This window comes from Nonomuraea sp. CA-218870 (genome assembly GCF_050936535.1).
Lineage (GTDB): Bacteria > Actinomycetota > Actinomycetes > Streptosporangiales > Streptosporangiaceae > Nonomuraea > Nonomuraea corallina.
Genome location: NZ_JBNJMN010000001.1, coordinates 1069233 through 1092557 on the forward strand (window position 1 = coordinate 1069233; position 23325 = coordinate 1092557).

General features: G+C 72.1%; 29 protein-coding genes. 15 read left to right on the forward strand and 14 right to left on the reverse strand.

Features of this window, described 5'->3' with window-relative positions; all coding sequences use genetic code 11:
• Positions 1–40 precede the first annotated feature (40 nt).
• Positions 41–1057 carry an NAD(P)-dependent alcohol dehydrogenase gene (locus ACQEUU_RS05390; protein WP_433061081.1) on the reverse strand — a complete coding sequence of 339 codons (1017 nt, stop codon included), beginning with the start codon at positions 1055–1057 and terminating at the stop codon, positions 41–43.
• Positions 1058–1189: 132 nt separating this feature from the next.
• On the opposite strand from ACQEUU_RS05390, the gene ACQEUU_RS05395 reads away from it, so the two are divergent.
• The gene (locus tag ACQEUU_RS05395) at positions 1190–1840 is read left to right on the forward strand and encodes a DUF2306 domain-containing protein (protein WP_433061084.1); all 651 of its coding nucleotides are present in this window, start codon (positions 1190–1192) and stop codon (positions 1838–1840) included.
• Here ACQEUU_RS05395 and ACQEUU_RS05400 read toward each other — a convergent pair.
• From ACQEUU_RS05400 to ACQEUU_RS05460, 13 genes are all read right to left on the reverse strand, one after another.
• Entirely contained in the window at positions 1830–2486 is a 657-nt protein-coding gene (locus ACQEUU_RS05400) for a response regulator (RefSeq protein WP_433061087.1), read from the reverse strand. The genes ACQEUU_RS05395 and ACQEUU_RS05400 overlap by 11 nt on opposite strands.
• Entirely contained in the window at positions 2483–3601 is a 1119-nt protein-coding gene (locus ACQEUU_RS05405; protein ID WP_433061090.1) for a sensor histidine kinase, read from the reverse strand. Before ACQEUU_RS05405 ends, ACQEUU_RS05400 begins: the two co-directional genes overlap by 4 nt.
• 150 nt (positions 3602–3751) lie before the next feature.
• Entirely contained in the window at positions 3752–4348 is a 597-nt protein-coding gene (locus tag ACQEUU_RS05410; RefSeq protein ID WP_433061093.1) for a nitroreductase/quinone reductase family protein, read from the reverse strand.
• Complete coding sequence (locus ACQEUU_RS05415) at positions 4345–4713, reverse strand: hypothetical protein (RefSeq protein WP_433061096.1); 369 nt, start codon at positions 4711–4713, stop codon at positions 4345–4347. The genes ACQEUU_RS05410 and ACQEUU_RS05415 overlap by 4 nt, the downstream gene beginning before the upstream one ends.
• A gap of 27 nt (positions 4714–4740) precedes the next feature.
• The gene (locus tag ACQEUU_RS05420; protein WP_433061099.1) at positions 4741–5538 is read right to left on the reverse strand and encodes an ABC transporter permease; all 798 of its coding nucleotides are present in this window, start codon (positions 5536–5538) and stop codon (positions 4741–4743) included.
• Positions 5531–6286 carry an ABC transporter permease gene (locus ACQEUU_RS05425; protein ID WP_433061102.1) on the reverse strand — a complete coding sequence of 252 codons (756 nt, stop codon included), beginning with the start codon at positions 6284–6286 and terminating at the stop codon, positions 5531–5533. The genes ACQEUU_RS05420 and ACQEUU_RS05425 overlap by 8 nt, the downstream gene beginning before the upstream one ends.
• Positions 6283–7221, reverse strand: coding sequence for an ABC transporter ATP-binding protein (locus ACQEUU_RS05430; RefSeq protein ID WP_433061105.1), 939 nt, complete (start codon positions 7219–7221; stop codon positions 6283–6285). Before ACQEUU_RS05430 ends, ACQEUU_RS05425 begins: the two co-directional genes overlap by 4 nt.
• Before the next feature lie 42 nt (positions 7222–7263).
• Positions 7264–8481, reverse strand: coding sequence for a cytochrome P450 (locus tag ACQEUU_RS05435; RefSeq protein ID WP_433061107.1), 1218 nt, complete (start codon positions 8479–8481; stop codon positions 7264–7266).
• Between the two features lie 10 nt (positions 8482–8491).
• Positions 8492–9028, reverse strand: a complete 537-nt coding sequence (locus tag ACQEUU_RS05440) for a GTP-binding protein (protein ID WP_433071743.1) — start codon at positions 9026–9028, stop codon at positions 8492–8494.
• Positions 9029–9074: 46 nt separating this feature from the next.
• Entirely contained in the window at positions 9075–9431 is a 357-nt protein-coding gene (locus ACQEUU_RS05445; protein ID WP_433061110.1) for a DUF742 domain-containing protein, read from the reverse strand.
• A complete protein-coding gene (locus ACQEUU_RS05450) occupies positions 9428–9856 on the reverse strand; it encodes a roadblock/LC7 domain-containing protein (protein WP_433061113.1) in 429 nt (142 codons plus the stop codon). The genes ACQEUU_RS05445 and ACQEUU_RS05450 overlap by 4 nt, the downstream gene beginning before the upstream one ends.
• Before the next feature lie 82 nt (positions 9857–9938).
• The gene (locus ACQEUU_RS05455) at positions 9939–11528 is read right to left on the reverse strand and encodes a sensor histidine kinase (protein ID WP_433061115.1); all 1590 of its coding nucleotides are present in this window, start codon (positions 11526–11528) and stop codon (positions 9939–9941) included.
• A gap of 193 nt (positions 11529–11721) precedes the next feature.
• Positions 11722–12114, reverse strand: a complete 393-nt coding sequence (locus ACQEUU_RS05460; protein WP_433061118.1) for a hypothetical protein — start codon at positions 12112–12114, stop codon at positions 11722–11724.
• A gap of 77 nt (positions 12115–12191) precedes the next feature.
• Here ACQEUU_RS05460 and ACQEUU_RS05465 point away from each other — a divergent pair, with 77 nt between their 5' ends.
• The 14 genes from ACQEUU_RS05465 (at position 12192) to ACQEUU_RS05530 (ending at position 23321) form a co-directional block, all read left to right on the forward strand.
• A complete protein-coding gene (locus tag ACQEUU_RS05465; protein WP_433061120.1) occupies positions 12192–12548 on the forward strand; it encodes an MmcQ/YjbR family DNA-binding protein in 357 nt (118 codons plus the stop codon).
• Complete coding sequence (locus ACQEUU_RS05470) at positions 12548–13054, forward strand: GNAT family N-acetyltransferase (RefSeq protein ID WP_433061122.1); 507 nt, start codon at positions 12548–12550, stop codon at positions 13052–13054. The genes ACQEUU_RS05465 and ACQEUU_RS05470 overlap by 1 nt, the downstream gene beginning before the upstream one ends.
• Positions 13055–13148: 94 nt before the next feature.
• On the forward strand, positions 13149–13526 hold the full coding sequence (locus ACQEUU_RS05475) for a hypothetical protein (RefSeq protein ID WP_433061125.1): 378 nt from the start codon (positions 13149–13151) through the stop codon (positions 13524–13526).
• 19 nt (positions 13527–13545) lie between these two features.
• The gene (locus tag ACQEUU_RS05480) at positions 13546–14454 is read left to right on the forward strand and encodes a DMT family transporter (RefSeq protein WP_433061128.1); all 909 of its coding nucleotides are present in this window, start codon (positions 13546–13548) and stop codon (positions 14452–14454) included.
• 10 nt (positions 14455–14464) lie between these two features.
• A complete protein-coding gene (locus ACQEUU_RS05485) occupies positions 14465–15085 on the forward strand; it encodes a GntR family transcriptional regulator (protein WP_433061130.1) in 621 nt (206 codons plus the stop codon).
• Positions 15086–15145: 60 nt separating this feature from the next.
• Positions 15146–15496: a hypothetical protein gene (locus tag ACQEUU_RS05490; protein ID WP_433061133.1), complete on the forward strand. Its 351-nt coding sequence runs from the start codon at positions 15146–15148 to the stop codon at positions 15494–15496.
• Between the two features lie 269 nt (positions 15497–15765).
• A complete protein-coding gene (locus ACQEUU_RS05495; RefSeq protein WP_433061135.1) occupies positions 15766–17214 on the forward strand; it encodes a sugar transferase in 1449 nt (482 codons plus the stop codon).
• A 2-nt stretch (positions 17215–17216) separates the two neighbouring features.
• The gene (locus tag ACQEUU_RS05500; protein ID WP_433061138.1) at positions 17217–18284 is read left to right on the forward strand and encodes a glucose-1-phosphate thymidylyltransferase; all 1068 of its coding nucleotides are present in this window, start codon (positions 17217–17219) and stop codon (positions 18282–18284) included.
• Entirely contained in the window at positions 18281–19240 is a 960-nt protein-coding gene (rfbB, locus tag ACQEUU_RS05505) for a dTDP-glucose 4,6-dehydratase (RefSeq protein ID WP_433061141.1), read from the forward strand. The genes ACQEUU_RS05500 and rfbB overlap by 4 nt, the downstream gene beginning before the upstream one ends.
• Positions 19237–20091 (forward strand): dTDP-4-dehydrorhamnose reductase, encoded by an 855-nt coding sequence (gene rfbD, locus ACQEUU_RS05510; RefSeq protein ID WP_433061142.1) that lies wholly within the window; start codon positions 19237–19239, stop codon positions 20089–20091. Before rfbB ends, rfbD begins: the two co-directional genes overlap by 4 nt.
• Positions 20076–20699: a dTDP-4-dehydrorhamnose 3,5-epimerase family protein gene (locus tag ACQEUU_RS05515; protein ID WP_433061145.1), complete on the forward strand. Its 624-nt coding sequence runs from the start codon at positions 20076–20078 to the stop codon at positions 20697–20699. Before rfbD ends, ACQEUU_RS05515 begins: the two co-directional genes overlap by 16 nt.
• Positions 20696–21898 (forward strand): class I SAM-dependent methyltransferase, encoded by a 1203-nt coding sequence (locus tag ACQEUU_RS05520; RefSeq protein WP_433061148.1) that lies wholly within the window; start codon positions 20696–20698, stop codon positions 21896–21898. Before ACQEUU_RS05515 ends, ACQEUU_RS05520 begins: the two co-directional genes overlap by 4 nt.
• The gene (locus ACQEUU_RS05525; RefSeq protein WP_433061151.1) at positions 21895–22674 is read left to right on the forward strand and encodes a glucose-1-phosphate cytidylyltransferase; all 780 of its coding nucleotides are present in this window, start codon (positions 21895–21897) and stop codon (positions 22672–22674) included. The genes ACQEUU_RS05520 and ACQEUU_RS05525 overlap by 4 nt, the downstream gene beginning before the upstream one ends.
• Positions 22671–23321 (forward strand): PIG-L deacetylase family protein, encoded by a 651-nt coding sequence (locus ACQEUU_RS05530; RefSeq protein ID WP_433061153.1) that lies wholly within the window; start codon positions 22671–22673, stop codon positions 23319–23321. Before ACQEUU_RS05525 ends, ACQEUU_RS05530 begins: the two co-directional genes overlap by 4 nt.
• The last annotated feature ends 4 nt before the right edge of the window (positions 23322–23325 follow it).

Below are 23325 nucleotides of genomic sequence, written 5' to 3' on the forward strand. Positions count from 1 at the left end.
GTTCGGCTCCGGTGGTGGACGCGCGGGGCCGGCGGGACGCTCACACCGTGACGACGATCTTCCCGGAGGCGTGTCCCGCCTCGGAACGCCGCAGCGCCGCCGGGATCTCGGCGAAGGCGTAGGTGCGGTCGATCACGGGTGTGACCTGGCCGGACTCGATGAGCTCGGTCAGCGCCAGCAGGTTCCGCCGGTTCTCGGTGCAGCCGATCACGTCGGCCGTGGTCATCGTCTGCGACACGAACGGCGACACCAGGGGCGCCGCGACCACGTGGGGCATGGGACGCAGCCACCGGCCGCCCTTGCCGCCGATGACCACGTAGGTGCCCTTGCGGGTCATCACCCGACGGCAGGCCAGAGCCGAGTGGCTGCCGGCGCAGTCCAGGACGACGTCGTAGCGCCGGCCCAGCCGGGTGAAGTCCTCCTTGGCGTAGTCGACGACCTCGTCCGCGCCGATCGACCTGACCAGGCCGACGTTGCGCGGGCCGCATACGCCGGTGACGTGCGCGCCGAACGCCTTGGCGAGCTGCACGGCGAAGGTGCCCACGCCTCCTGAAGCGCCGATCACGAGCACGCTCTGGCCCGGCCGGACCCGGGCCCGGTCGCGCAGCGCGATCAGGGCGGTGTTGGCCGCTAGGGGCACCGCCGCGGCCTGCTCGAACGTCAGGTTCTCCGGCTTGGGGGCCAGTTCGGCCGCGGGTACGAGGGCGTACTGGCCGAAGCCGCCCTGCTTGGACATCGCGTACACCTCGTCCCCCGGGCCGAACCCGGTCACGCCCTCGCCGACCGCCTCGACCTGCCCCGCGACGTCGGCGCCGAGGATGGCGATCTTCGGCCGGCGCGGCCCCAGGGGGCCGCCCATCAAGCGTGAGACGCGCGGCTCGCCTCTCATGAGGTGCCAGTCGAACGGCTGGACGGAGGTGGCGCGCACCCGGACCAGCACGTCGCCGCGGCCCGGCACGGGCCGGTCGACGGTGGTGAGCTCGAGCGCGTCGGGCGAGCCGTACGAGCGCAGGACGAACGCCTTCATCGTCTTCTCCTCGGAGGGATTCGGAGTCACGCGATCAGCGTAAAAATCCTGTTCAAAGGGGTCATCGGCCGAAAGTACGCCTGATTGAGCGACGATCGGCCAGCTCAGAACGGACCTTTCTGGCGATGAGCCGCCACCGGTCCCACCGTCACGATCGACGGCATGACAGACAAGATGGCGACGCGGCGGGAGCGGGCGGGCTGGACCGTCACCGCCCTGATCGGGCTCGGCCTCATCCCGGTGCTCGCCGGCGGCATCCGCCTGGCCGAGCTGACCGGCGGCGCCACGGTCACGCCGGACAACGCGCGCTTCCTCGCCTCGCCCGTCCCGATCCTGCTGCACATCGTCGGCGTGACCGTCTACACCGTGCTCGGGGCCTTCCAGTTCGTCCCCCGGCTGCGTCGCAGGAAGCCCGGCCGGCACCGGAAGGCCGGACGGCTGCTGGCCCCGTGCGGGCTCGTCGCGGCGCTCAGCGGGATGTGGATGGCCGTGTTCTACGCCCTGCCCGAGCATGACGGGCCGCTCCTGGCCGTCTTCCGGCTGGTGTTCGGCGCGGCCATGGCCGCCTCGATCGTGCTCGGCCTGGCCGCGGTCCGGCGGCGCGACTTCACCGCGCACCGCGCCTGGATGATCCGCGGGTACGCGATCGGCCTGGGCGCGGGCACGCAGGCGTTCGTGCTGGCGCCCTACTACGCGATCGCCGGCCCGCCCGACGCGCTCGCCAGGGCGCTGCTGCTCGGCGCCGGCTGGGTGATCAACCTGATCGTGGCCGAGGCGATCATCCAGAGGTGGCCGGTCCGGTTCAGCTCCTGACCCGGTTCGTCTCGTACGCCCACATGGCGATCTCGACCCGGTTCCGGGCGCCGAGCTTGGCCATCAGGCTGGCGATGTGGGACTTGACCGTGCTGAGTGAGATGTGGAACTCGTCGGCGATCTCCCCGTTGGTCCGCCCGCGCGCCACCGTCACCAGGATCTCCTCCTCCCGATCGGTGAGCGCCTCGACGGGACGGACCGGCGGACCGGCGGGACCGGTCCTGGCGAAGGCGTCGAGCAACCGGGCGGTGACGCTCGGGGCGATCAGCGCGTCGCCGCCCGCCGCGGCGTGCACCGCCTGGGAGAGCAACTGGGCGCCGGCGTTCTTCAGCAGGAAGCCCCGGGCGCCGGCCCGCAGCGCCGCGTAGACGTACTCGTCGAGGTCGAACGTGGTGATGACGACGACCGCGAGAGGATCGGCGACGTCCGGCCCGGCGAGGGCTCGGGTGGCGGCGATCCCGTCGAGGCCGGGCATGCGGATGTCGAACAGGCACACGTCGGGGCGCAGCCGCCGGGCCAGCTCGACGGCCCGCCGCCCGTCGGCGGCCTCGCCGACGACCTCGATGTCCGGCTGCGCGTCCAGGATCATCACCAGCCCGGTACGGACGATCTCCTGGTCGTCGGCGACGAGCACCCGGACGCTCACGTCGCCGCCCCCGTCCGGGGCAGCACGGCGGTCACGGTCCAGCCCCTGCCGGGGTTGGGACCGGCCACGCACGTGCCGCCCAGCAGGCCGGCGCGTTCGATCATGCCGACCAGCCCGTAGCCGGGCGAGGCGTTCAGCCGTACGAGCCCGTCGTCGCTCACCCGCAGATGCACCGACGTGTCGTCGGCGTCGACGCGGACCTCGATGCGGGTGGCGTGGCGGGCGTGCCGCCGGGCGTTGGTGACCGACTCCTGGGCGAGCCGGTAGACGGCGGCGCCGACCGAGGGGGAGAGCCCGTCGAGGTCGCCGGAGACCTCCACGTCGACGGCCGGGCCGGACGGGCTCCCGGCCGCCAGCCGCTGGAGGTCGGCGATGCCCCGGCCGGGCTGCTCGGCGTGGCGCAGCACGCGGACCATGGCCCGCATCTCGTCCAGGGCCCGCGCCGCCTCGGCCTCGATCACCCGCAGCGCGTCGGTCGCGGCCTCCGGTCGCGACGCCGCGGTGGCGAGGCCCGCCTGCGCCCGGATCGCCATGGCCGAGATGTGGTGGGCGACGGTGTCGTGCAGGTCTCGCGCGAGCCGCTCGCGTTCGAGGGACTTGACCTGTTCGAGCTCGCGCGCCCGCGCCCCGGCCCGGAACCGGAAGGCCGCGCCCAGCGCGAGGGCCGCGAACATGACGGCGAGCCCGCCGACCGCGTCGGCGGGCGCCATGCGGCCGGCGGCCATCGCCAGGAAGATCGAACCGAACATGATCGGCAGCCCGATCACGACCTCGCGCCCCGACCCCCACCGGGTCAGCGCGTAGACCAGGATCAGCAGATAGGCCAGGGTGTTCGTCTCCGCGGACTCGCCGGCCGTGACGAGCGTGGCCAGGTTCGTGACGCCGAAGGCGATCGCGAGCATGAGCAGCGGACGGGTGCGGCGCCACAGCAGCGTGGGGATCAGCCCGAGGGTGATGAGCACCGCGACGGTCCGCCACGGGAGGTCCGCCCGCAAGGCTCCTTCGAGCACCGCGACCGGGACGAGCACCGCCACGAGCGCCCAGTCACGCCACCCACGCGCGGGCGGGCCGGGGGGCCGCGGCTCATTCCACAGGGAGCGGACGAGACCGATCACGTGCTCATCGTACGAGAGCGCCCCGTCAGTCGGTCAGGACGAGTTTCCGGCGTCTGCCGAGCACATGGGCGCCGTCAGTTCAGGTTCTGAACGTCTCCTGGTTCCGGCAGTCGTAGAAGGTGTAGACGCCGTTGCTCTCGCCCAGCAGCATCAGCTTGGCTCCGTCGCGCAGTTCCTTGCCGCTGGCGCGGTCGGCGGCCCTTGTCGGGTTCGGCGCTCTCCTGCGTGTCGGAGCGCCGGTCGACCTCTGCGACGGTCATGGGAACTTTCGTGTGGATCAACGCGGAACACGGGATGCCGGGGCGCGATCCGGTGGAACTCCGGCAGCGGCGCCGTCGGCCTCAGCCCCACGTGAGGCCGCGCACCGGGTGCGATGGCGAGGTAGCGGCGGAGGATCTCGGCCCGATGCTCGGACGGGATCTCCTCCAGCAGGACCGGGGTGTCACGCCCCCGGCGGCGGAGCGTGGCCCTGCCACCCGCGGCCCGGACGTTGCGCACCCGGTTCGCGTCCGGCCCGAGCATCGAGACGAGGAACTCGGCGTCGCGGTGGCGGGCGACCGCGACGGGAACCGACGTGACCTTCCCGCTGCGGCGCCCTTCCACCTTCAGCACGGCGGTCCGGTGCGGTGACAGCCGCCGAGCCCCGTAAACCAGGACGTCGAGCCGGTTCATGAGCCGCATGAGCGCGTTCGGCCGCCCTCCGCGGTACATCGCGCGTTTCAGGGCCGCGAGCCCGCGTACGATCATTCAGTCCTCCTCCACAACGCGACCGTGGCCAGACCGGGAACGCACGGAAGGACCAGCAGCCAGCCCAGCAGCGGCGCCAGGCCGACGTCGCCCGAGGTGTCGCGGACGGTCAGCGCGGCGACCGCGACGCAGAGCCCGGACACGAGCAGCGCGACCGCCGCCGAGAAGGTCCAGCGCTTGGCGGCGCCGGCCGCCCAGATCGTGCCGGCCCAGCCGAGGAGTCCCAGCGCCCCGACCACGGCCAGGATCACCAGGTACGCGGTGACGGCGGCGTCGATCTCACCGGACGTGTAGGCCGGGTAGCCCGCCCTGATGTGATCCGCCAGGACGGTCCGGTCAACGAACGGGAACAGGGCGGCGACCACCCGCCGGGCGCGACCACCCCGACCCGCTCAGTGGCCCACGCTCTGGTAGTGGGTGAGCTGGCGGCGCCAGATGAGGCAGGCCGGCCAGAGCAGGACCACGCCCAGCAGCGGGGCGGCCAGGGCCCAGGGGGTGTCGAGCTTGCCCAGCACGACGCTCGACGGGATGTAGGCCACGAAGGCGACCGGCAGCACGTAGGTGAGCAGCCGCTCGGTCACGCCGCCGAAGATCTTCATCGGGTACGAGCCGAACTTGCTGAAGACGTCGTCCAGGAAGACCCGCAGGGCGAAAGTGTCGATCATGCGCAGCGACAGTGAGCAGAGCGCGAGGAGGAAGGCGGCCTCGATGAGGGCGCCGCCGACGATCGCCAGGGCGCAGAAGGCGACCAGGCCGGGGCTCCAGCCGACCTGGGCGTCCTGGGAGGCGACGGCGAGCAGCGCCACGCCCACCAGCAGGTCGCCGAACTGGGCCAGGCCCATCCGGTTGCCCATGAGCTGGACGAGCGGGTTGAGCGGGCGCAGCAGGAAGCGGTCGAACTCGCCGTTGCGCACCACCCAGTGGATGTCGTGCACGCTCATCATGGGGATCATCGCCAGGGCGTGGGCCGTCAGGCGCATGCCGTACAGGAAGGCGATCTCCGCCAGGCCCCAGCCCGCGAGCGAGGGGAAGGTGTGCATCACCACCCAGATGAAGGCGAACCCGGTGCCCTGCCAGATCGCGCCGCTGAGGACGCCGATCGCGGTGTTCAGGCGGTACTGCAGGGCGCCGCGGGCGGAGGCGCGCTGGAGCAGGACGTACAGGCGCAGGGCGCGGACGACCTCAGCCACCCTGGATCACCACCCTGCGACGGGTGCGTGACCAGGTCAGCGTGAGCAGGGCCCACAGCCCGGCGACCCAGGCGAGCTCGACCAGCAGAGGTCCCGAGATGTCGGAGATGTGGCCGACGTAGATCGCCGCGGGCACGTACCCCAGGTACTTGAACGGCAGCACCTCGGCCAGCGTGCCCAGGAAGCCGGGGAAGAAGGCGAGCGGCACCATCGTCCCCGCGAAGAACTGGCTGACCAGCTGGTAGAGCAGCGAGATCGCGCCGATCTCCAGCATCCAGAAGCCCGCGAGGCTGATCAGCAGCGCCAGTTGCACGGCGATCACGTACCCGAGCGCCAGCGTGACCACGTAGCCGGGCCCGTTGACCGGCGCCGTGATCGACCCGACCAGCAGCACCACCGGCACGACCGGGGCGAGCAGCAGCAGGCTGCCCGCGGTGTTGCCGGTCTGGAAGGCGGCCATCTGCCGCAGGTAACCGATCGGCCGGGCCAGGTCGAAGAAGACCGTCCCGGTGCGGATGCGGTGGTGGATGACGCGGGAGACGGTGGTCTGGGTGGCGAAGGCCTGCAGGTTGGCCAGGGTGAGGTAGGCGAGCAGGGCTTCGAGGGTGAGCCCTCCGGCCTCGGGCCGCGACCCGTACACCGCGGTCCAGATCATGCGCAGCAGGAACACCTGGGCGACCAGCGTCACGCAGGTCATGACGATGGTGCTGCGGTAGGCCAGCGCGGAGAGGAAGCCGACGCGGGTCATCGGGCGTAGATCCCTTTGATCACGCTCTCCAGGTCCGGTTCCTCGATCGACAGGTCGCGGATCGTGTGCTCGGCGGAGATCGCGGCGATCATGGCGGGCAGGTCGCCGTGGATGTCGAAGACGTGGCGGCCCTCGTCGTCGCGCGCCACCCCGCGCACCACCTCGGGCGCGGACTCCAGCAGCACCACCAGCCGTCTGGGCTGGTCGACCAGCGCGTCGATGGCGCCGTCGAAGAGCACCTTGCCGTGGTCGATGAGGATGATCCGCTTGCACAGCGCCTCGACGTCGGCCAGGTCGTGCGTGGTCAGGATGACGGTGGTGCGCCCGGTCCGGTTGGTCTCCACGACGAACTCGCGCACCGCCTCCTTGGCCAGCACGTCGAGCCCGACGGTCGGCTCGTCGAGGTAGAGCAGCGGCGGCTCGTACAGCACGGCCGCGGCCAGGTCGCCGCGCATCCGCTGGCCCAGGCTGAGCTGGCGGACCGGGGTGTCGAGGAAGTCGTCGAGCCCGAGCAGGTCACGCAGTTTCTTCAGCGAGGCGTCGAAGCGTGCGGCGGGGACGTCGTAGAGCGAGCCGACCAGGCGTAAGGACTCGATCAGGGGGAGGTCCCACCATAATTGGCTGCGCTGGCCGAAGACGACGCCGACCCGGCGGGCGTTGGCCGACCGGTCGCGCCACGGCACCAGCCCGTTGACCCGCACGGTGCCCGCGGTGGGGGTGAGGATGCCGGTAAGGATCTTGATTGTGGTCGACTTGCCGGCGCCGTTGGGCCCGAGATAGCCGATGACCTCGCCCTCGTCGATGGCGAAGCTGATGTCGTCGACGGCGGTCCTCTCCTCGTACTGGCGGGTCACGAGGGTGCGGAGCGCCCCGAAGGGGCCGGAGAAGGTACGCGGGCGGCGGAAGACCTTGGTTAACCCCTCGACCCGGATCATGACGGAATTTTTTCGGTACGGGTCGAGGGCTGCAAGCTTTTTTCAGGGCTTCATGGCCGGGGTGAAGACGACCGGGAGGGCCGACAGCATGCGGTTCCAGATGTTGCGGCGCCAGCGCAGCTCCTCCGGCGCGACCGCCAGGCGCACGTCCGGCAGCCGGTCCAGGAGGACCTCGACGGCCGTCTTGGAGATGATCTCGGCCAGCTCGGGGGCGGGGAACGGGCAGCTGTACTCGCCGTGGCCGAACGCCATGTGCGCCCGGTTGGCCGCGGAGTGACCCTGCCGCACCTGCGGGTCGGCGTTCGCGCCGACGAGACTGATCACGATCATGTCGCCGCGCCGGATGCGGTGGCCGGCCAGCTCGCAGTCCTGCGCGGCGTAGCGTGACGGCAGGTTCTGGGCGGGCGGGTCCTTCCACAGGACCTGGTTGAGCGCCTCGGCGACGCTGCTCCGGCCGCCCTGGAGGTCCATCTGGAAGTGGTCGTCCACGAGCATCAGGCGCAGCGTGTTGCCGATCCAGCCGGCGCAGTTGTCCTGCGAGGCGATCAGCAGCGACAGCATGTCGTAGACGACCTCGGGGTCGGTGAGCCGGGCGTCGTGCGTCACCAGCCGGGAGGCGAGGTCCTGGCCGGGCCGGACGCGCTTGCCGGCGACCAGGCGGCCCATGAGCTCGCCGACCTTCGTCTCCGCCTCGTCGCGGTTCGCCGGGTCGTTCATGGCCTGGAAGATGGCGCGCAGCAGGGTGCCGACGTCCGGCTCCGGCAGCCCGAACAGCCGGGCGATGACCTGGGCCGGCATCCGGTGGGCATACTGGGAGACCAGGTCGGCCTCGCCGTCGCCGGCGAACAGGTCGACGTTGGCGTCGGCGACCTTCTCGCACAGCTGGGTCAGCTCGATGCGGTCGATCTCGTCCAGCGCGTCGCCGATGGCGCCGCCGCGCCGCCGCCGCTCCTCGCCCTCGGTGAACACCACCGACGGCTGGTACGTGACGTGCGGGCGGGCCGGCCAGTCCGGCGGCACCAGGTCGTGCTGGTTCCAGCGGCGCGGGTCGCGGGCGAACAGCTGCGGCTGGCTCGTCACATGGTGCAGCTCGCGGTAGCCGAGGACGAGCCAGGCGGGCAGGTCGGCGTCGAGCAGCACAGGCACGACCGGGCCGTGCTCCCTGCGCAGCTTCTCCAGGAACGCGGCCGGGTCGTCGAGGACCTCCGGCTCGTACAGCCGGACGGCGCCGGCGTGCTCAGGATGTCCGGGGTTCGTCACGGCTGCCCTCTCAGGCCGGGGTCCGGTCGTACAGGTGGGTGAGATGCTCGACGAGCGTGATCAGCACGTGCTTGCACGACTGCCGCTCCCGCGCGTCGCAGTCGACCAGCGGGATGCCGGGCGACAGGTCCAGCGCCTCGCGCACGGCGTCCAGCGACGGGCCGCCCGCGAAGCGGTTGACCGCGACCACGAACGGCATGTCGTGGTGCTCCAGCCGGTCGATCGAGTAGAACGAGTCCTCCAGGCGGCGGGTGTCGACCAGCACGACCGCCCCCAGGCTGCCGGCGAACAACTGGTCCCAGACGAACCAGAACCGCTCCTGGCCGGGCGCCCCGAACAGGTAGAGCACGGCGCTGTCGCTGACCGTGATGCGCCCGAAGTCGAAGGCCACGGTGGTGGTGGTCTTGGTACGGACCCGGCTCGCGTCGTCGATGCCCACGCTCGCCTCGGTCATCACCTCTTCGGTGCTCAGCGGGCGGATCTCGCTCACCGAGCCCACCATGGTGGTCTTGCCGACGCCGAAGCCGCCCACGACCACGATCTTCATCGCGTCCGCGGCGGAGTCGTGCAGCGGCGCCCGCACGGGGGTCTCGTCAGAGGTTGTTGAGCGCAACGAGCACCTGCCTCAGGATGTCCGGGTCCGGCTTGCCCGCCGTGGCGCCGGCGGACGGGTGGCGTACGGTGATGCGGCCCGTGTCGAGCAGGTCGCGCAGCAGGATCTTCACCACGCTGACCGGCAGCCGCAGCTCGGCGGAGAGCTCCACCACGGCCGTCGGGCGGCGGGCCAGCTGAAGGATCTTGACGTGCTCCGACTGCATGCCCGGGACCGGGTCGCACTCGCTGACGATGAGCGAGACCGAGTCGAACGCGGTCTCGTCGGCGCGGGTGCGGCCCCCGGTGACCGTGTAGAGGCGGTCCGGGCTCTCCCGGTCGATCGGGCGCCGGTTCACGAGGCGTCGCCCTCCGCCGGTCTAGGAGCCGCGGTGAGGTACACCCCGATCTGCTCGACCAGTTCGTTCATGTTGTGCGCGATCAGCCCGACCTCGGCGTCCTCCTCGGCGACCACCGCCAGATGGGCGCCCTCTCCGGCGGGCACGATGAGCAGCAGCCCACCGGCGAACTCCACCATCGCCTGCCCGGCGCCGATCGCGTCGCCGAACTCGGCCGAGGCGCTCAGCGACAGGCTCTGGATCCCGGCGGACAGCGCCGAGAGCTGGTCGGCCCTGTCCCTGGTGAGGCCGCTGCTGTAGCTCATCTTGAGCCCGTCCCTGGTCAGGACCAGGACGTACCTGATGCCGGGGGTCCGGTCCTTGAGGCTCTCCAGCAGCCCGTCAATGGTGCGATCCGTGGAACGCGATGCGTCGATAGTGCTCATCGAAACGCGGGGCGTCCGCCCGGGGGCGGCCCCTGCCTCCTATCTGAGAAGAAGTGGTCCGGTGCTCGCCGCGCCCGGAGGTCTAGGCGTCGCCGGAGGCCGGATCGGCGGGACGCCCGCGACCGCCCGCCTGACGGAACGCGGCGAACCTGGCCGCCGCCTCGCGCCCGCCGCGCTGCGGCTTGACCGCCGTCGCCGGCCGCGACCCGGTGGCCTCGGCGAGCGTCTGGCCGCGCCGCCGCCGCGGCAGGGACTCCTCGGCCTCCTCCACAGGCGCCGCCTGAGCGGGCACCGTCGCGGCCACCAGGGCGGGGCGGGCCTGCCGCTCGATCGCGGCGGGCGGCTCGCCGGCCCTGGGCTGGGTGATGAGGACGCGCGGGATCAGCATCACGACACCGGTGCCGCCCCTGGCCGACGGCCGGAAGCTGACTGTGAGGCCGTACTTGTCGACCAGCCGGCCCACCACGGCCAGGCCCAGCCGGGTGCCGGAGAGCGTGCGCAGGTCGAGCGGCTCGGAGACGAGCTTGGCGGCGTGCCGGCGCTCGCGGGGGCGCATGCCCAGGCCGCTGTCCTCGATCGTGACCACCATGCCGGCGTCCTCCTCGTCCACGTACACGTGCACCTCGGTGCCGTGCGCGGAGAAGGTCGCGGCGTTGTCCATGAGCTCGGCCAGCGCGTGCATCACGCCTTCGGCGGCGTACCCGACCACGGCGACCGTGCTGGTGGAGTGGACGCGGACGCGCTGGTAGGCGCTGATGCGGCCCATCGCGCCGCGCAGGACGCTCTCCATCACGATCGGCCGGGTCCACCTGCGGCCGGAGCGGCCGCCGCTGAGCAGGGCGATGTTGTCGGCCAGCCGGCCGAGCTGGGAGACGCGGTGGTCCAGGTCGAGCAGGTCGGCGAAGACCTCCTCCTGGTCGCCGTACTCCTCCTCCAGGTCGCGCAGCCGCGCGAGCAGGCTGGTGGCCTGGGCCTGCACCCGGGCCGCGGCCCCGGCGCAGGCGGCCATCACGGCGGCGCCCCTGCGGTCACCTTCGGAGAGGTGCTGCGCCGTCTCGGTGAGCAGGTCGCGCAGCGGGGCGTGCACCGGCCGGCGCACCCCGGCGAGCGCGGAGGCGACCGGCTTGCGCTCCGCCTGGATCTGCCTGACCAGTTCGGGCAGCGTGTCGCGGGTGAGCGTGAGGATCTCCGACTCGGTGGCCGAGCGGGACGCGTGCGCGATGGCCCGCTCGCGTTCGAGCCCGTCGAGCTCGTTCGCGGTGGCCTTCAGCAGCTGTTGCAACGGTCCATCGGGAGGCCGCGGCAGGCGGGAGAGCGCGTCGGGGACGGAACTGCCGCCGCGCATCTGGCGGCCGAGCGCCGGCAGCGTGTCCTCGGCCACCCGGACGATCTCGCGCTCCAGCCGGGCGACCCGGGAGGCGGCGGCCCTGGCCTGCTCGCGCAGGCGGCGGCCGGTGGCGACATGGTGGGCGATCACGGCGGCGGCGGTGGTCAGCAGCACCGCGCAGAGCCCACCGGTGATCGCCATCACCCCGCGGGCGTCGGCCGGCGTGGCGAACCCGGCCCACAGCCACAGGCAGGACACCACGACCATGGTGCCCAGGGCGGTGATCACTGTGAGCTCTCGCGGGGCGAGATCGCGCCGCGTCTGAAGAGGTACGTCTGCTGACATCCGCGGTCCTCGGGGGGTCGGTACTGCTGCTCCCCGTGCAGCAGAGGCTTACTGTTACCGCCACGTGACAGAGCGCGAACGGGAACAGGCGCTTACCGTAGCACCAGGTGGATCAGAGACAACAGGCAAAACACCCGTTTCACTTCAGTCCACCTTTAGTCAACTTATATGTCGACTTATCGGGCCGATAACGTCAGCGGTCGAACCAGCGGGCGGCGGCGGGTGTGAGGAGCATGGCGATGACCAGCCCGGGAAGGAGGACGCCGGGCGTCAGGAGCGACCGGGTCGCGAAGCCGGAGTCGATCCACGCGATCACCAGGGAGCTCGCGATCGTGACCGCCTGGAGCGCCGTCGCCCCCCATCGCACCCGTCGCTCCCGCTTGGGGAAGCGCGCGAGGATCCATCCGGTCAGTCCCGTGAGCGTCGCGCCGAGGACGGCGAGGCCCCACAACGCCAGGCGCATGCCGGTCACCGCCGCGACGATGCTCAGGATCAGCCCTATCACCCCCAGCAGCAGTTCGAGCGCCAGGAGGAAGTGCGCGGCCTGCACGGTCAGCGGCCAGCGGGATAACTTGCCGTTGGTCATGCCTGTCACCCTAGAGGCGCGGGTTCACTGAAAGGCGTTGTCCGCGGAATGTCGGGGACGTTTGGTACACAAACACCATGGGTGTGAGTGTCGACGAGTTCCTCGAACTGCTGAAGAGCCTTCCGGAGGTGCGCACGAGCGACGGGCCGGGCTGGGTCGCGATCAAGGTGCGGGGCAAGGGCTTCGGATACCTGTGGGAGGACACCGAGACGGTCGGGCTCAAGTCGACGATCGAGGAGCAGCTGGCGCTGGTGGCCGAGCGGCCCGAGGTGTTCGAGGTGCAGTTCACCGCGGGGCGGTTCGGGTGGGTCGTGGTCCATCTTGACAAGATCGACTACGACGAGCTGTTCGAGCTGACGGCCGAGGCGTGGTGCCTGACCGCGCCGAAGGCCCTGGTCACCGCCTTCGAGGCCGCCCATAAAATAGGCGGTTAATGGGACAGATCAGACTTCGGGAGTGGCTGGAGGAGGACGCGCCGGTCGTGCTGCGCGCCTTCCGGGCACCCGACCTGCGGTCGCAGAGCGCGTGGCCGGTCGTCACCCCGCGCGACGCGGTCGGCTGGATCGCCTCCTGGGAGGGCGCCGGTCACGCCTTCGCCGTCGTCCTGGACGGGTGGGTCGTCGGCAACGTGGCGGTGACCCGGATCGACGACCACGACACCGGCTCGGTGTCCTACTGGACGGTCCCCGAGGCGCGGGGCCAGGGCGTCGCGGCGTCGGCCCTCCGCGCGCTGACGCGCTGGGCCTTCACCGAGCGCGGCCTGCACCGGCTGGAGCTGGGCCACCGGGTCGACAACCCGGCCTCCTGCCGGGTGGCGGTCAAGGCCGGCTTCCGCCGGGAAGGGATCGAACGCGACCGGCTCCACCACGACGGGGGCCGCCACGACGTCGAGCGCCACGCCCGCCTCGCCACCGACCCGCCACCGCCCGTCCGGACCTGACGAGTCCCCCACCACTCGCCCGCCCGGCTCGTGCCGGCCATGCGGAAGCGGGAGCGGGTGGTCAGCGGGTGGGCGGGTGATCTACGCTGGCCGGGTGGACGGCGACAGCCTGGCCGCGGCCGACCTGCTGGCCGCCCTGGGCCGGGTGGCGGGCATCCTGTCCGCGTTACGACACCCGTTCGCGCGCAGCCGCCCCTTCTCCTATGTGGTGCCGCCCGCCGGGGTGCGGACCGGCAACGCGTTCATGCTGCCCGACGGCCGCGAGGTGACGTTCGCCGTGCTCGTGGCGGCGTCCGGCGACGGGTTCCGGGTCGAGGGCGGGGCGACGGTGGAGGACGAGCCGCTGCTCTCGCTGCCCGCCGTGCACGCGCCGGAACTGCGCCGCGCGCTGGCCCTGCTGGACGAGTACGCCGCCGAGGTGGCAGGCGCGGCGGGCCGGCTGCTCGATGGCGCGCTGGACGAAATTGTCTAGTTGTCAGACAATGTCTGGCATGAAGAATGGCCCCCTCGCCGTCGTCGGCGCCGCCGTGCTCTGGGGGACGGCCGGCACCGCCGGGTTGCTCGTCTCCGCCGACTCCGTCGCCCTGGCCGCCGCCCGGCTGGTCATCGGCGGGGCCGCGCTCGCGGTGTTCGCCAGGTCGGGGCTCAGGCGGGCGCTCCGGCCCGGCCTGCTGCTGGCCGCGGTGGCCGTGGCCGCCTACCAGCTCTGCTTCTTCGCCGCCGTGGCGCGCACCGGCGTGGCGATCGGCACGGTGGTGGCGATCGGCAGCGGGCCGGTCTTCACCGGGCTGCTCTCCTGGGCGCTGCACCGCCGCCGGCCGAGCGCGCGCTGGGCGGCGGCCACCGCCGCGGCCGTGGCGGGCTGTGTCGCGCTGATCGCGGGCGGCGGGGCGGAGGCCGGTGGGCAGGTCGTGTCGGGGGTGCTGCTGGCGCTGCTCGGCGGGCTGCTGTACGCGTTCTACGCGGTGAGCGCGGCCGGCGCGATCGGCGCGGGCGCGGAGTCGAACGCGGTGATGGGCGTGCTCTTCGGCGGGGCCGCGGTGCTCATGCTGCCGGTCCTGCTCTGGCAGGGGGTCGGCTGGCTCGGGGAGCCCGCGAGCCTGCTCGCCGTCCTCTACCTGGGCCTGGGGACGACCGCGCTGTCCTACTTCCTGTACGGGCGAGGGCTGCGGACCACGCCGGTGGCCACGGCCGCCACGCTCGCGCTGGCCGAGCCGGCGGTGGCGGCGCTGCTCGGCCTGGTCGTGCTGGGTGAGAGGCTGACCCCTGTCTCGGTGGCGGGGCTGGTGCTGCTGGCGATCAGCCTGGTGGCCGTGGCCCTCCCGGAGAAGGGGCGCGGGACCGTACCAGAAAGTGAGGATGGCTCGGCTTTGGGGCGGGAGGTGCCGGCGGAGCGTTAGAGTCGCACCCGTGCGGACCCCGATCAGACCCGTCTCCGCCGTCGGCGCGCTCGCCGGCGCGCTGCGCGGTCGAGTGCTGTCCGGCGAGATCGAGCCCGGCACGGCCCTGCCCGAGCAGGAGATCGCCGCCGCCTACGGGGTGGCGCGGCCGACAGTGCGCGAGGCGCTGGCCCGGCTCGTCCACGAAGGGCTGCTCCGGCGGGAGCGCAACCGCAGCGCCTACGTCCCGGAGGTGACGACGGCCGACCTGGACGACCTGATGTTCGTGCGGCGTCCGCTGGAGGACCTGATGGCGGGGGCGCTGGCCGGGCGGCGGGTGGCCGAGGCCGACGCGGCGCTGGAGCGGATGGCCGCGCTCGACGCCGGGATGCCGTGGTCGGAGTCGGTGGCGGAGCACATGGCGCTGCACGAGGCGCTGATCGAGGCGGTGGGCAGCCCCCGGCTGGTGCGGCTCTACGGCGTGCTCGCGGCCGAGACCCGGCTCGGGCTGGTGCGGCTGCGCCGGGTCTACGAGGACCGGGACGTGCTGGTGCGCGAGCACCGAGAGCTGCTCGACGCCATCGCGACCGGCCCCGCCGACGCCGCCCGCGCGGCCGTGGCCGCCCACCTCTCCCATACCTGGGGGGCCTGAGGCCGACGGGTACGCGCGAACCCTTGCGGGACAGCCCCAGAACTCGCAAGAATCGCGGCCATGCACGGCAACCCGATGCCGGACTCCTACGTGTACGTCACAGAAGAGGGCGTAACCCGCCACTACGCCGACGGGAGCGTCGAGGCCCTCGCGTGGGAGGACGTCGTGGAAGTCCGTGTGGTCACCGAGACCGATTCCGACGTCCTTTATGTTCTGCTCGACCGCGACGGCGAGGGCTGCGTGGTTCCGCGTTCCGCGACGGACGCGACATTTCTGGCGCGCTTACGTTATCTGCCGGATTTCGACCTGGACCGCCTGACCATGGCGAGCGACGCGCGGCACGCCGGGGTGGTGGTCGTGTGGCGGAGTCCCGACCCCCCGTCGGCGCTGCCCGACCTGGAGTACGACTGACCGTGGCGCCTGGCCGTATCGCCGGGAAAACAAATCCGTAATTCCACGAATACCCTCTCTAGAGATCACTAGTGGATCGTTCCGTCAAGCCCTCAAGGTCGTTGACCTTCGTCCGATTGTGGACATATCACGATATTCCCCATCACCTGGATGATCTTTAGTCTTTAGTGGGGGCCGCCGCCCTTGATGAAGCACGGGGACCTCGCCGACCCGTGAGCGGGGTCAAGGCACGTCTGTCATCACGCGGCACGAAGATTCTGGGTGGTGCTATGAGGGTGCGGACCGGAGAGTCCGTTGGCGCGCTCCTCAACGCTCAACCGCGCCATGCGTCGAGCATCTGGACGCGCGCGTACCTGCGGCTGCTGCTGTCGGGGGACACGGCCTGCGCGCTGCTGGCGTGCGCGAGCGTGCTGGCCGTCCGGCTGCTGAACGGCGTCTACGTCCCGGCGGAGGAGTTCCTCCTGGGCGCGGGGCTGGTCACGGCCTGGCCGGTCACGCTCGCCCTCGGCGGGGCCTACCGGCAGCGGGCCAACGGCGAGGGCACCGACGAGTTCAAGGCGGTGCTCAACGGCGGCGTCGGGCTGATGGCCGCCGTGGCCATCGGCGCGTACGCCACGCAGACCCCGATCGCACGCAGCTTCGTGATGGCGATGCTGCCGCTGGGCCTGATCGCCACGCTCTACTTCCGCTACCGGATGCGCAAGCGGCTGCACCGCAGGAGGGCGGTCGGCGAGTACATGCGCGAGGTCATCGCGGTCGGCCACCGGGAGTCGGTCCTCGACCTGGTGATGCAGTTCCGCCGGCAGACGTACCACGGGATGCGGGTCGTGGGGGCGTGCCTGCCGGCCGAGCGGCAGGACGACGACCTGGACGGGATCCCGGTCCTCGGCACGTTCGCCGACGTCGCGGACGTGGTGGCGCGCACCGGGGCGGACGCCGTCGCCGTGCTCGCCTGCCCCGAACTGGACGGGGTGGCGCTGCGCCGGCTGGCGTGGAGCCTGGAGACGGACCGCACCGACCTGTTCGTCGCGCCGGCCCTGCTGGACGTGGCCGGGCCGCGGATCAGCATCCGCCCGGTCGCCGGGATGCCGCTGCTGCACGTGGAGCACCCCGAGTTCGACGGGACGCGGCAGTTCGTCAAGAGCGTGTTCGACCGGCTGGTCGCCGGGTCGGCGCTGCTGGTGCTGGCCGGGCCGCTGCTGGTCATCGCGGCGCTGATCCGGGCGACGAGTCCCGGCCCCGCGCTGTTCCACCAGATCAGGGTGGGCCGGGGCGGCGGGGAGTTCAGGCTGGTCAAGTTCCGCACCATGGTCCCGGAGGCGGAGCGGCTCAAGGACGGGCTCGCGAACGAGTTCGACGACGTGCTCTTCAAGATGAGGAACGATCCAAGGGTCACCCGGATCGGCGCGTACCTGCGCCGCTACTCGCTCGACGAGCTGCCCCAGCTGCTCAACGTGGTGCGCGGCGAGATGTCGCTGGTGGGCCCGCGCCCGCCGCTGCGCGAGGAGGTCGCCCGGTACGGCGCCGACGTGCGCCGCCGCCTCGTCGTCAAGCCGGGCATGACCGGGCTCTGGCAGGTCAGCGGGCGCTCCGACCTGACCTGGGAGGAGTCGGTCCGGCTCGACCTGCGGTACGTGGAGAACTGGTCGCTCGTCCTCGACCTGCAGATCCTGTGGAAGACCTGGTCCGTGGTCGCACGGGGAGAAGGGGCGTACTGACGGTGAAAGCGCTCGTGCTCGCCGGGGGGTCGGGCACACGGTTACGGCCCATCACGCACACCTCGGCCAAGCAGCTCGTGCCGGTCGCCAACAAGCCGGTGCTGTTCTACGGCCTGGAGGCGATCGCCGCCGCCGGGATCCGCGAGACCGGGCTGGTCGTCGGCGACACCCGGGCGGAGATCGAGGCCGCCGTCGGCGACGGCTCCGCCTTCGGGCTGGAGGTCACCTACCTGCACCAGGAGGCGCCGCTCGGGCTGGCGCACGGCGTGCTGATCGCCCGCGACTACCTGGGCGACGACGACTTCGTCATGTACCTCGGCGACAACTTCGTCGTGGGCGGCATCACCGGCCTGGTGGACCGCTTCGCCGGTGCACGGCCGGCGGCGCAGATCATGCTCACCCGCGTCGGCGATCCGGGGCAGTTCGGGGTGGCGGAGCTGGACGCGCACGGCCGGGTCGTCGGCCTGGAGGAGAAGCCCGCCTCGCCCAAGAGCGACCTCGCGCTGGTGGGCGTCTACCTGTTCAGCCCGGCCGTGCACGAGGCTGTGGCCGAGCTGAAGCCGTCGTGGCGGGGCGAGCTGGAGATCACCGACGCCATCCAGTGGCTGCTGGAGGCCGGGCTGCGGGTGGAATCCTCGATGATCAGCGGCTACTGGAAGGACACCGGGAACGTCGCCGACATGCTGGAGGTGAACCGGCTGGTGCTGGAAGGACTCGACGCGGACAGCCGCGGCCGGGTGGACGGGGCCAGCGAGCTGATCGGACGGGTGCGGGTCGAGGCGGGCGCGGTGGTGGAGCGCTCGCGGCTGGTCGGCCCGGTGATCGTCGGGGCGGGCGCGGTCGTCCGCGACTCGTACGTGGGCCCGTACACCTCGATCGGGGCGGGCTGCGCGGTGACGCGCAGCGAGGTGGAGTACTCGATTCTGATGCCCAGGGCGTCGATCGACGGGGTGGGCCGGATCGAGCAGTCGCTCATCGGTCACGACGCCGAGGTCACCCGGGCGCCCGACACGCCCAGAGCGCACCGGCTCGTGCTGGGCGATCACAGCAAGGTACAGATCAGCTCATGAAGAGGATCCTGGTGACGGGCGGCGCGGGGTTCATCGGCTCGCACTTCGTCCACTCACTCGCCGGCCACTCACTCGCCGGCCACTCAGGGGACGGCGCGGACGTGACCGTGCTGGACAGGCTCACCTACGCCGGCGACCGCCGCAACCTGGACGGCGCCGCGCACACGTTCGTGCGCGGCGACGTCTGCGACGCGCGCCTGCTGGCCGAGGTGGTGCCGGGCCACGACCTGGTGGTCAACTTCGCCGCCGAGTCGCACGTCGACCGGTCGATCGACGCGGCGGCCGAGTTCGTCCGCACGAACGTGCTGGGCACGCAGACGCTGCTGCAGGCGTGCCTGGACGCCGGGGTGCCGCGGGTGGTCCAGGTGTCCACCGACGAGGTGTACGGGTCGATCGACGAGGGGTCGTGGACGGAGGACGCGCCGCTGCGGCCACGCTCGCCGTACGCGGCCTCGAAGGCGGGCGGCGACCTGATCGCCCGCTCGTACGCGATCACCTACGGGCTGAACGTGTCCATCACCCGCTCCGGCAACACCTACGGCCCGCGCCAGTACCCGGAGAAACTCATCCCACTGTTCGTGACGAACCTGCTGCGCGGCAGGAAGGTGCCGCTCTACGGCGACGGCGGGAACGTGCGCGACTGGATCCACGTCGAGGACCACTGCGCGGGCATCCGCCTGGTGGCCGAGGTGGGCGAGCCCGGCGAGGTCTACCACGTCGCCGGCACCGCCGAACTGTCCAACAGGGAGCTGACCGGCCGCCTCCTGGAGGCGTGCGGCAAGGGATGGGACATGGTGGAACACGTCGAGGACCGCAAGGGCCACGACCGGCGCTACTCGCTGGACGACGGGAAGCTGCGCGCTCTCGGCTACCGGCCGCGCGTCCCCTTCGAGCGGGGCCTGAAGGAGACCGTCCGCTGGTACGCGGACAACCGTGACTGGTGGGCCGGCTCATGAGGTGGCTGGTCACCGGCGCCGACGGCATGCTGGCCGCCGACGTGGCGCACCGGATCGCCGTGACGGGGGAGCCGGTGCTCGCGCTCGGCCGCGCCGAGCTGGACCTGCGCGACGCGGGCGCGGTGCGCGACGTCGTGGGCGCCTACCGGCCCAGAGCGGTGATCAACTGCGCCGGGTGGACGGCGGTCGACCTGGCGGAGACCCGCGAGCCCGAGGCCCTGGAGATCAACGGCACGGCGGTGCGCACGCTGGCCGAGGTCTGCGAGCGGGCCGGGACGCGGCTGGTGCACGTGTCGACGGACTACGTCTTCGACGGCACGGCCGCCGGACCGTACCCGGAGGACGCCGAGCCCTGCCCGGTCAACGCCTACGGCCGCACCAAGCTGGCGGGCGAGCGGGCGGCGCTGGAGCACGGCCAGTACGTGGTCCGCACGGCCTGGCTCTACGGCTCGGGCGGGACCAACTTCGTCCGCACCATGATGGAGCTCGCGGCCACCCGGCCGACCGTGGACGTGGTGGACGACCAGCGCGGCCAGCCCACCTGGTCGGCGGACCTGGCCGACCACCTGGTCCGGCTGGCCCAGTCGGACCTGCCGCCGGGCGTCTACCACGGCGTCAGCGCGGGCGAGACCACCTGGTACGGCCTGGCCAGGGAGGTGTTCGCGCTGCTGGGCGCCGACCCGGACCGGGTGCGGCCGGTGCCCGCCACGGCGTTCCCCCGCCCGGCCCGGCGACCCGCCAACAGCCTGCTGGCCACCACGAGAAGCGAGCCGATCCGTCACTGGCGCGACGCGCTGCACGCCGCCTGGCCGGTGCTCGACAGGAGGGAACCCCGGTGCGACGTCGCGTGACACACCCGATCATGGAACCGCTCGGCATCGACGGCGCCTGGCGCCACACCCCGGTGGTGCACGGTGACGCCCGCGGCGCGGTGCTGGAGGCGTTCCGCGCGGACCTGCTGCCGCGGCCGTTCGACCTCGCCCAGGTCAACTGCTCCATCTCCAAGCGGGGGGTGCTGCGCGGGATCCACTTCGCCGAGGTACCGCCGGGCCAGGCCAAGTACGTGACGTGCGTGTCCGGCGCCGTCCTGGACGTGGTGGTGGACCTGCGTGCGGGCTCGCCCACGTTCGGCCGGTGGGAGACGGTCCTGCTGGACGACGAGGAGCGCGCGGCGACGCTGATCGCCGAAGGGCTGGGCCACGGGTTCGTCACGCTCTCGGACCAGGCGACGGTCATCTACCTGTGCACCGCCCCGTACACGCCGGCCCGTGAGCACGGGGTGCACCCGCTCGACCCGGAGCTCGGCATCGCCTGGCCAGAAGGCGTGGAGCCGGTGCTGTCGCCGAAGGACGAGGCCGCGCCCTCGCTTGCGGAGGCGCTGGCCGCCGGGCTGCTGCCCTCGTACGAGGTGTGCCGGGAGTTCTACGCGGCTTTAGGCAGATCGGGAGCGATGGCATGACGACCTGCCGGCTCTGCGGCGCGGACGATCTGGTCTCGGTGCTGGACCTGGGGGCGACCCCGCCGTGCGAGCGGTTCCTCACCGCCGCGCAGCTCGACGAGCCCGAGGTCACCTACCCGCTGCACCTGCGGGTGTGCGCCGCCTGCCGGCTGGCGCAGCTCCCGCCGCTGATCACGCCGGAGGACACGTTCACCGACTACGCGTACTTCTCCTCCTACTCGACGTCGTGGGTGGAGCACGCGCGGGCGTTCGTGGCCGGGCTGCGGCTGCGGCCGGACGCGTTCGTGGTGGAGGTGGCCAGCAACGACGGCTACCTGCTGCGGCACGTCGCCGAGCGGGGCGTGCGCTGCCTGGGCGTCGAGCCGTCGGTGAACGTGGGCGAGGCCGCCCGCCGGGCCGGCGTGCCGACGGTGACCGCGTTCCTCACCCCGGAGACCGCGCGGGCGCTCGTGCGCGAGCACGGCAAGGCCGACCACGTGGTGGCGAACAACGTGTACGCGCACGTCCCGGACGTGGTCGGGTTCACCGAGGGGCTGCGCACGCTGGTCGCCGACGACGGGTGGGTGTCGATCGAGGTGCAGCACCTGCTCACGCTGATCGAGCGCAACCAGTACGACACGATCTACCACGAGCACTTCCAGTACTACACGGTCGACTCGGCCCAGCGGGCGCTGGCGAGCGGCGGGCTGACGCTGGTGGACGTCGAGTCGCTGCCCACACACGGCGGCTCGATCCGGCTGTGGGCGCGGCTGTCCGGCACCCCGGGTGAGCGGGTGCGCGACGTCCTCGCCCAGGAGAAGGCGGCGGGGCTGCACGACCTGTCCGGCTATCTCGGCTTCGCGGCCCGGGTCGCCAAGGTCCGGCGCGACCTGCTGGGCTTCCTCGTCGGCGCGGCCGAGGCCGGGAAGACCGTGGCCGGCTACGGGGCGCCAGGCAAGGGCAACACGCTGCTCAACCACTGCGGCGTCCGGCCCGACCTGCTCGCCTACACGGTGGATCGCAACCCGTACAAGCACGGCAGGTTCACCCCCGGCGCGCGCATCCCGATCTTCGAGCCCGGCAGGATCGCCGCCGACCGGCCCGACTACGTGCTCGTCCTGCCGTGGAACCTGCGGGACGAGCTGGTCGGCCAGCTGTCCTACGTCCACGACTGGGGTGGCCGGCTGGTCTTCCCCATCCCCGAGTTGGAGGTCGTGTGAAGGTCGTCCTCTTCTGCGGCGGGTACGGCACGCGGATGCGCTCCGGCGCTCCCGGGGACGTGCCCAAGCCCATGCAGCTCGTCGGCCCGAGACCGCTGATCTGGCACGTGATGCGCTACTACGCGCACTGGGGGCACAAGGAGTTCGTGCTCTGCCTCGGCTACGGGGCCCACCAGATCAAGGACTTCTTCCTCCGGTACGAGGAGACCGCGTCCAACGACTTCGTGCTCCGGCACGGCCAGGTCGAGCTGCTGGCCAACGACATCTCCGACTGGACGATCTCGTTCGTGCACACCGGCATCGAGTCGTCCATCGGCGAGCGGCTGCGGCGGGTCCGCGACCATCTGGGCGGGGACGCGATGTTCCTGGCCAACTACGCCGACGTGCTGAGCGACGCGCCGCTGCCCGAGATGATCGACCGGTTCGCCCGCTCGGACGCGGGCGCCTCGCTCATGGTGGTGCCGCCGCCCGGCACCTTCCACTGCGTCGAGCTCGCGGAAGGCGGCCTGGTCGGGCAGATCACCGCCGTCACCGAGATGCCCTTATGGGTGAACGGCGGCTACTTCGTACTCCGCCAGGAGATCTTCGACCACATCCCCGAAGGCGGTGACCTGCTCGTCGACGGCTGCCGGGAGCTGGCCAAGCGGGGCCGGCTGCTCGCCTACCCGTACCGCGGCTACTGGCGGCCCACCGACACCGTCAACCAGCGCGTCGAGCTGGACCGCGCCTACGCCCGCGGCGACCGGCCGTGGGCCGTCTGGGAGCCGGCGGCATGATCGGCCTGCTGCCCGGCGCGCTGCGCGGGATCGCCGCCGTCGGCGCGCACTGCGACGACCTCGCGATCGGCGCCGGCGGCACGCTGCTGACGCTCTGCGCCGCCCATCCGGGGCTGCGGGTGGAGGCGCTGGTGCTGTCGGGCGGCGGCACCGAACGCGAGGACGAGGAACGCGAGGCCCTCGCCTCGCTCTGCCCCGGCGCGGACCTGCGCGTGACGGTCGGCAAGATGCCCGACGGCCGGCTGCCAGCGCACTGGGACGAGGCCAAGCGGGCCGTGGAGGACCTGCGCGCGGCGATCTCGCCCGACCTGATCCTGGCGCCGCACCCCGGCGACGCCCACCAGGACCACCGCGGGCTGGCGGAGCTGGTCCCCACCGCCTTCCGCGACCACCTGGTCCTCGGGTACGAGATCGCCAAGTGGGACGGCGACCTCGGCCGCCCCAACGCCTACCAGCCGCTCGTCCCGGCGGTCGCCGAGGCCAAGGCCGCGCTGCTGTGGGAGCACTACCCGTCGCAGCGCCGCCGCTCCTGGTTCGACAGGGAGGCGTTCCTCGGGCTGGCCAGGATCCGCGGCATCGAGTGCCAGGCACGCTACGCGGAGGCCTTCTACCTGCGCAAACTCACTCTCGACCTCGCTGGAGGCTGATCCG

Excerpts from the sequence above, each read along its gene's own strand:
- ACQEUU_RS05395 (WP_433061084.1), top strand. The coding sequence starts at position 1,190 with ATGACAGACAAGATGGCGACGCGGCGGGAGCGGGCGGGCTGGACCGTC.
- ACQEUU_RS05410 (WP_433061093.1), bottom strand. The coding sequence starts at position 4,348 with ATGATCGTACGCGGGCTCGCGGCCCTGAAACGCGCGATGTACCGCGGA.
- ACQEUU_RS05425 (WP_433061102.1), bottom strand. The coding sequence starts at position 6,286 with ATGACCCGCGTCGGCTTCCTCTCCGCGCTGGCCTACCGCAGCACCATC.
- ACQEUU_RS05430 (WP_433061105.1), bottom strand. The coding sequence starts at position 7,221 with ATGATCCGGGTCGAGGGGTTAACCAAGGTCTTCCGCCGCCCGCGTACC.
- ACQEUU_RS05440 (WP_433071743.1), bottom strand. The coding sequence starts at position 9,028 with ATGAAGATCGTGGTCGTGGGCGGCTTCGGCGTCGGCAAGACCACCATG.
- ACQEUU_RS05450 (WP_433061113.1), bottom strand. The coding sequence starts at position 9,856 with ATGAGCACTATCGACGCATCGCGTTCCACGGATCGCACCATTGACGGG.
- ACQEUU_RS05455 (WP_433061115.1), bottom strand. The coding sequence starts at position 11,528 with ATGTCAGCAGACGTACCTCTTCAGACGCGGCGCGATCTCGCCCCGCGA.
- ACQEUU_RS05460 (WP_433061118.1), bottom strand. The coding sequence starts at position 12,114 with ATGACCAACGGCAAGTTATCCCGCTGGCCGCTGACCGTGCAGGCCGCG.
- ACQEUU_RS05465 (WP_433061120.1), top strand. The coding sequence starts at position 12,192 with ATGGGTGTGAGTGTCGACGAGTTCCTCGAACTGCTGAAGAGCCTTCCG.
- ACQEUU_RS05470 (WP_433061122.1), top strand. The coding sequence starts at position 12,548 with ATGGGACAGATCAGACTTCGGGAGTGGCTGGAGGAGGACGCGCCGGTC.
- ACQEUU_RS05480 (WP_433061128.1), top strand. The coding sequence starts at position 13,546 with ATGAAGAATGGCCCCCTCGCCGTCGTCGGCGCCGCCGTGCTCTGGGGG.
- ACQEUU_RS05490 (WP_433061133.1), top strand. The coding sequence starts at position 15,146 with ATGCACGGCAACCCGATGCCGGACTCCTACGTGTACGTCACAGAAGAG.
- ACQEUU_RS05495 (WP_433061135.1), top strand. The coding sequence starts at position 15,766 with ATGAGGGTGCGGACCGGAGAGTCCGTTGGCGCGCTCCTCAACGCTCAA.
- rfbB (WP_433061141.1), top strand. The coding sequence starts at position 18,281 with ATGAAGAGGATCCTGGTGACGGGCGGCGCGGGGTTCATCGGCTCGCAC.
- rfbD (WP_433061142.1), top strand. The coding sequence starts at position 19,237 with ATGAGGTGGCTGGTCACCGGCGCCGACGGCATGCTGGCCGCCGACGTG.
- ACQEUU_RS05520 (WP_433061148.1), top strand. The coding sequence starts at position 20,696 with ATGACGACCTGCCGGCTCTGCGGCGCGGACGATCTGGTCTCGGTGCTG.
- ACQEUU_RS05530 (WP_433061153.1), top strand. The coding sequence starts at position 22,671 with ATGATCGGCCTGCTGCCCGGCGCGCTGCGCGGGATCGCCGCCGTCGGC.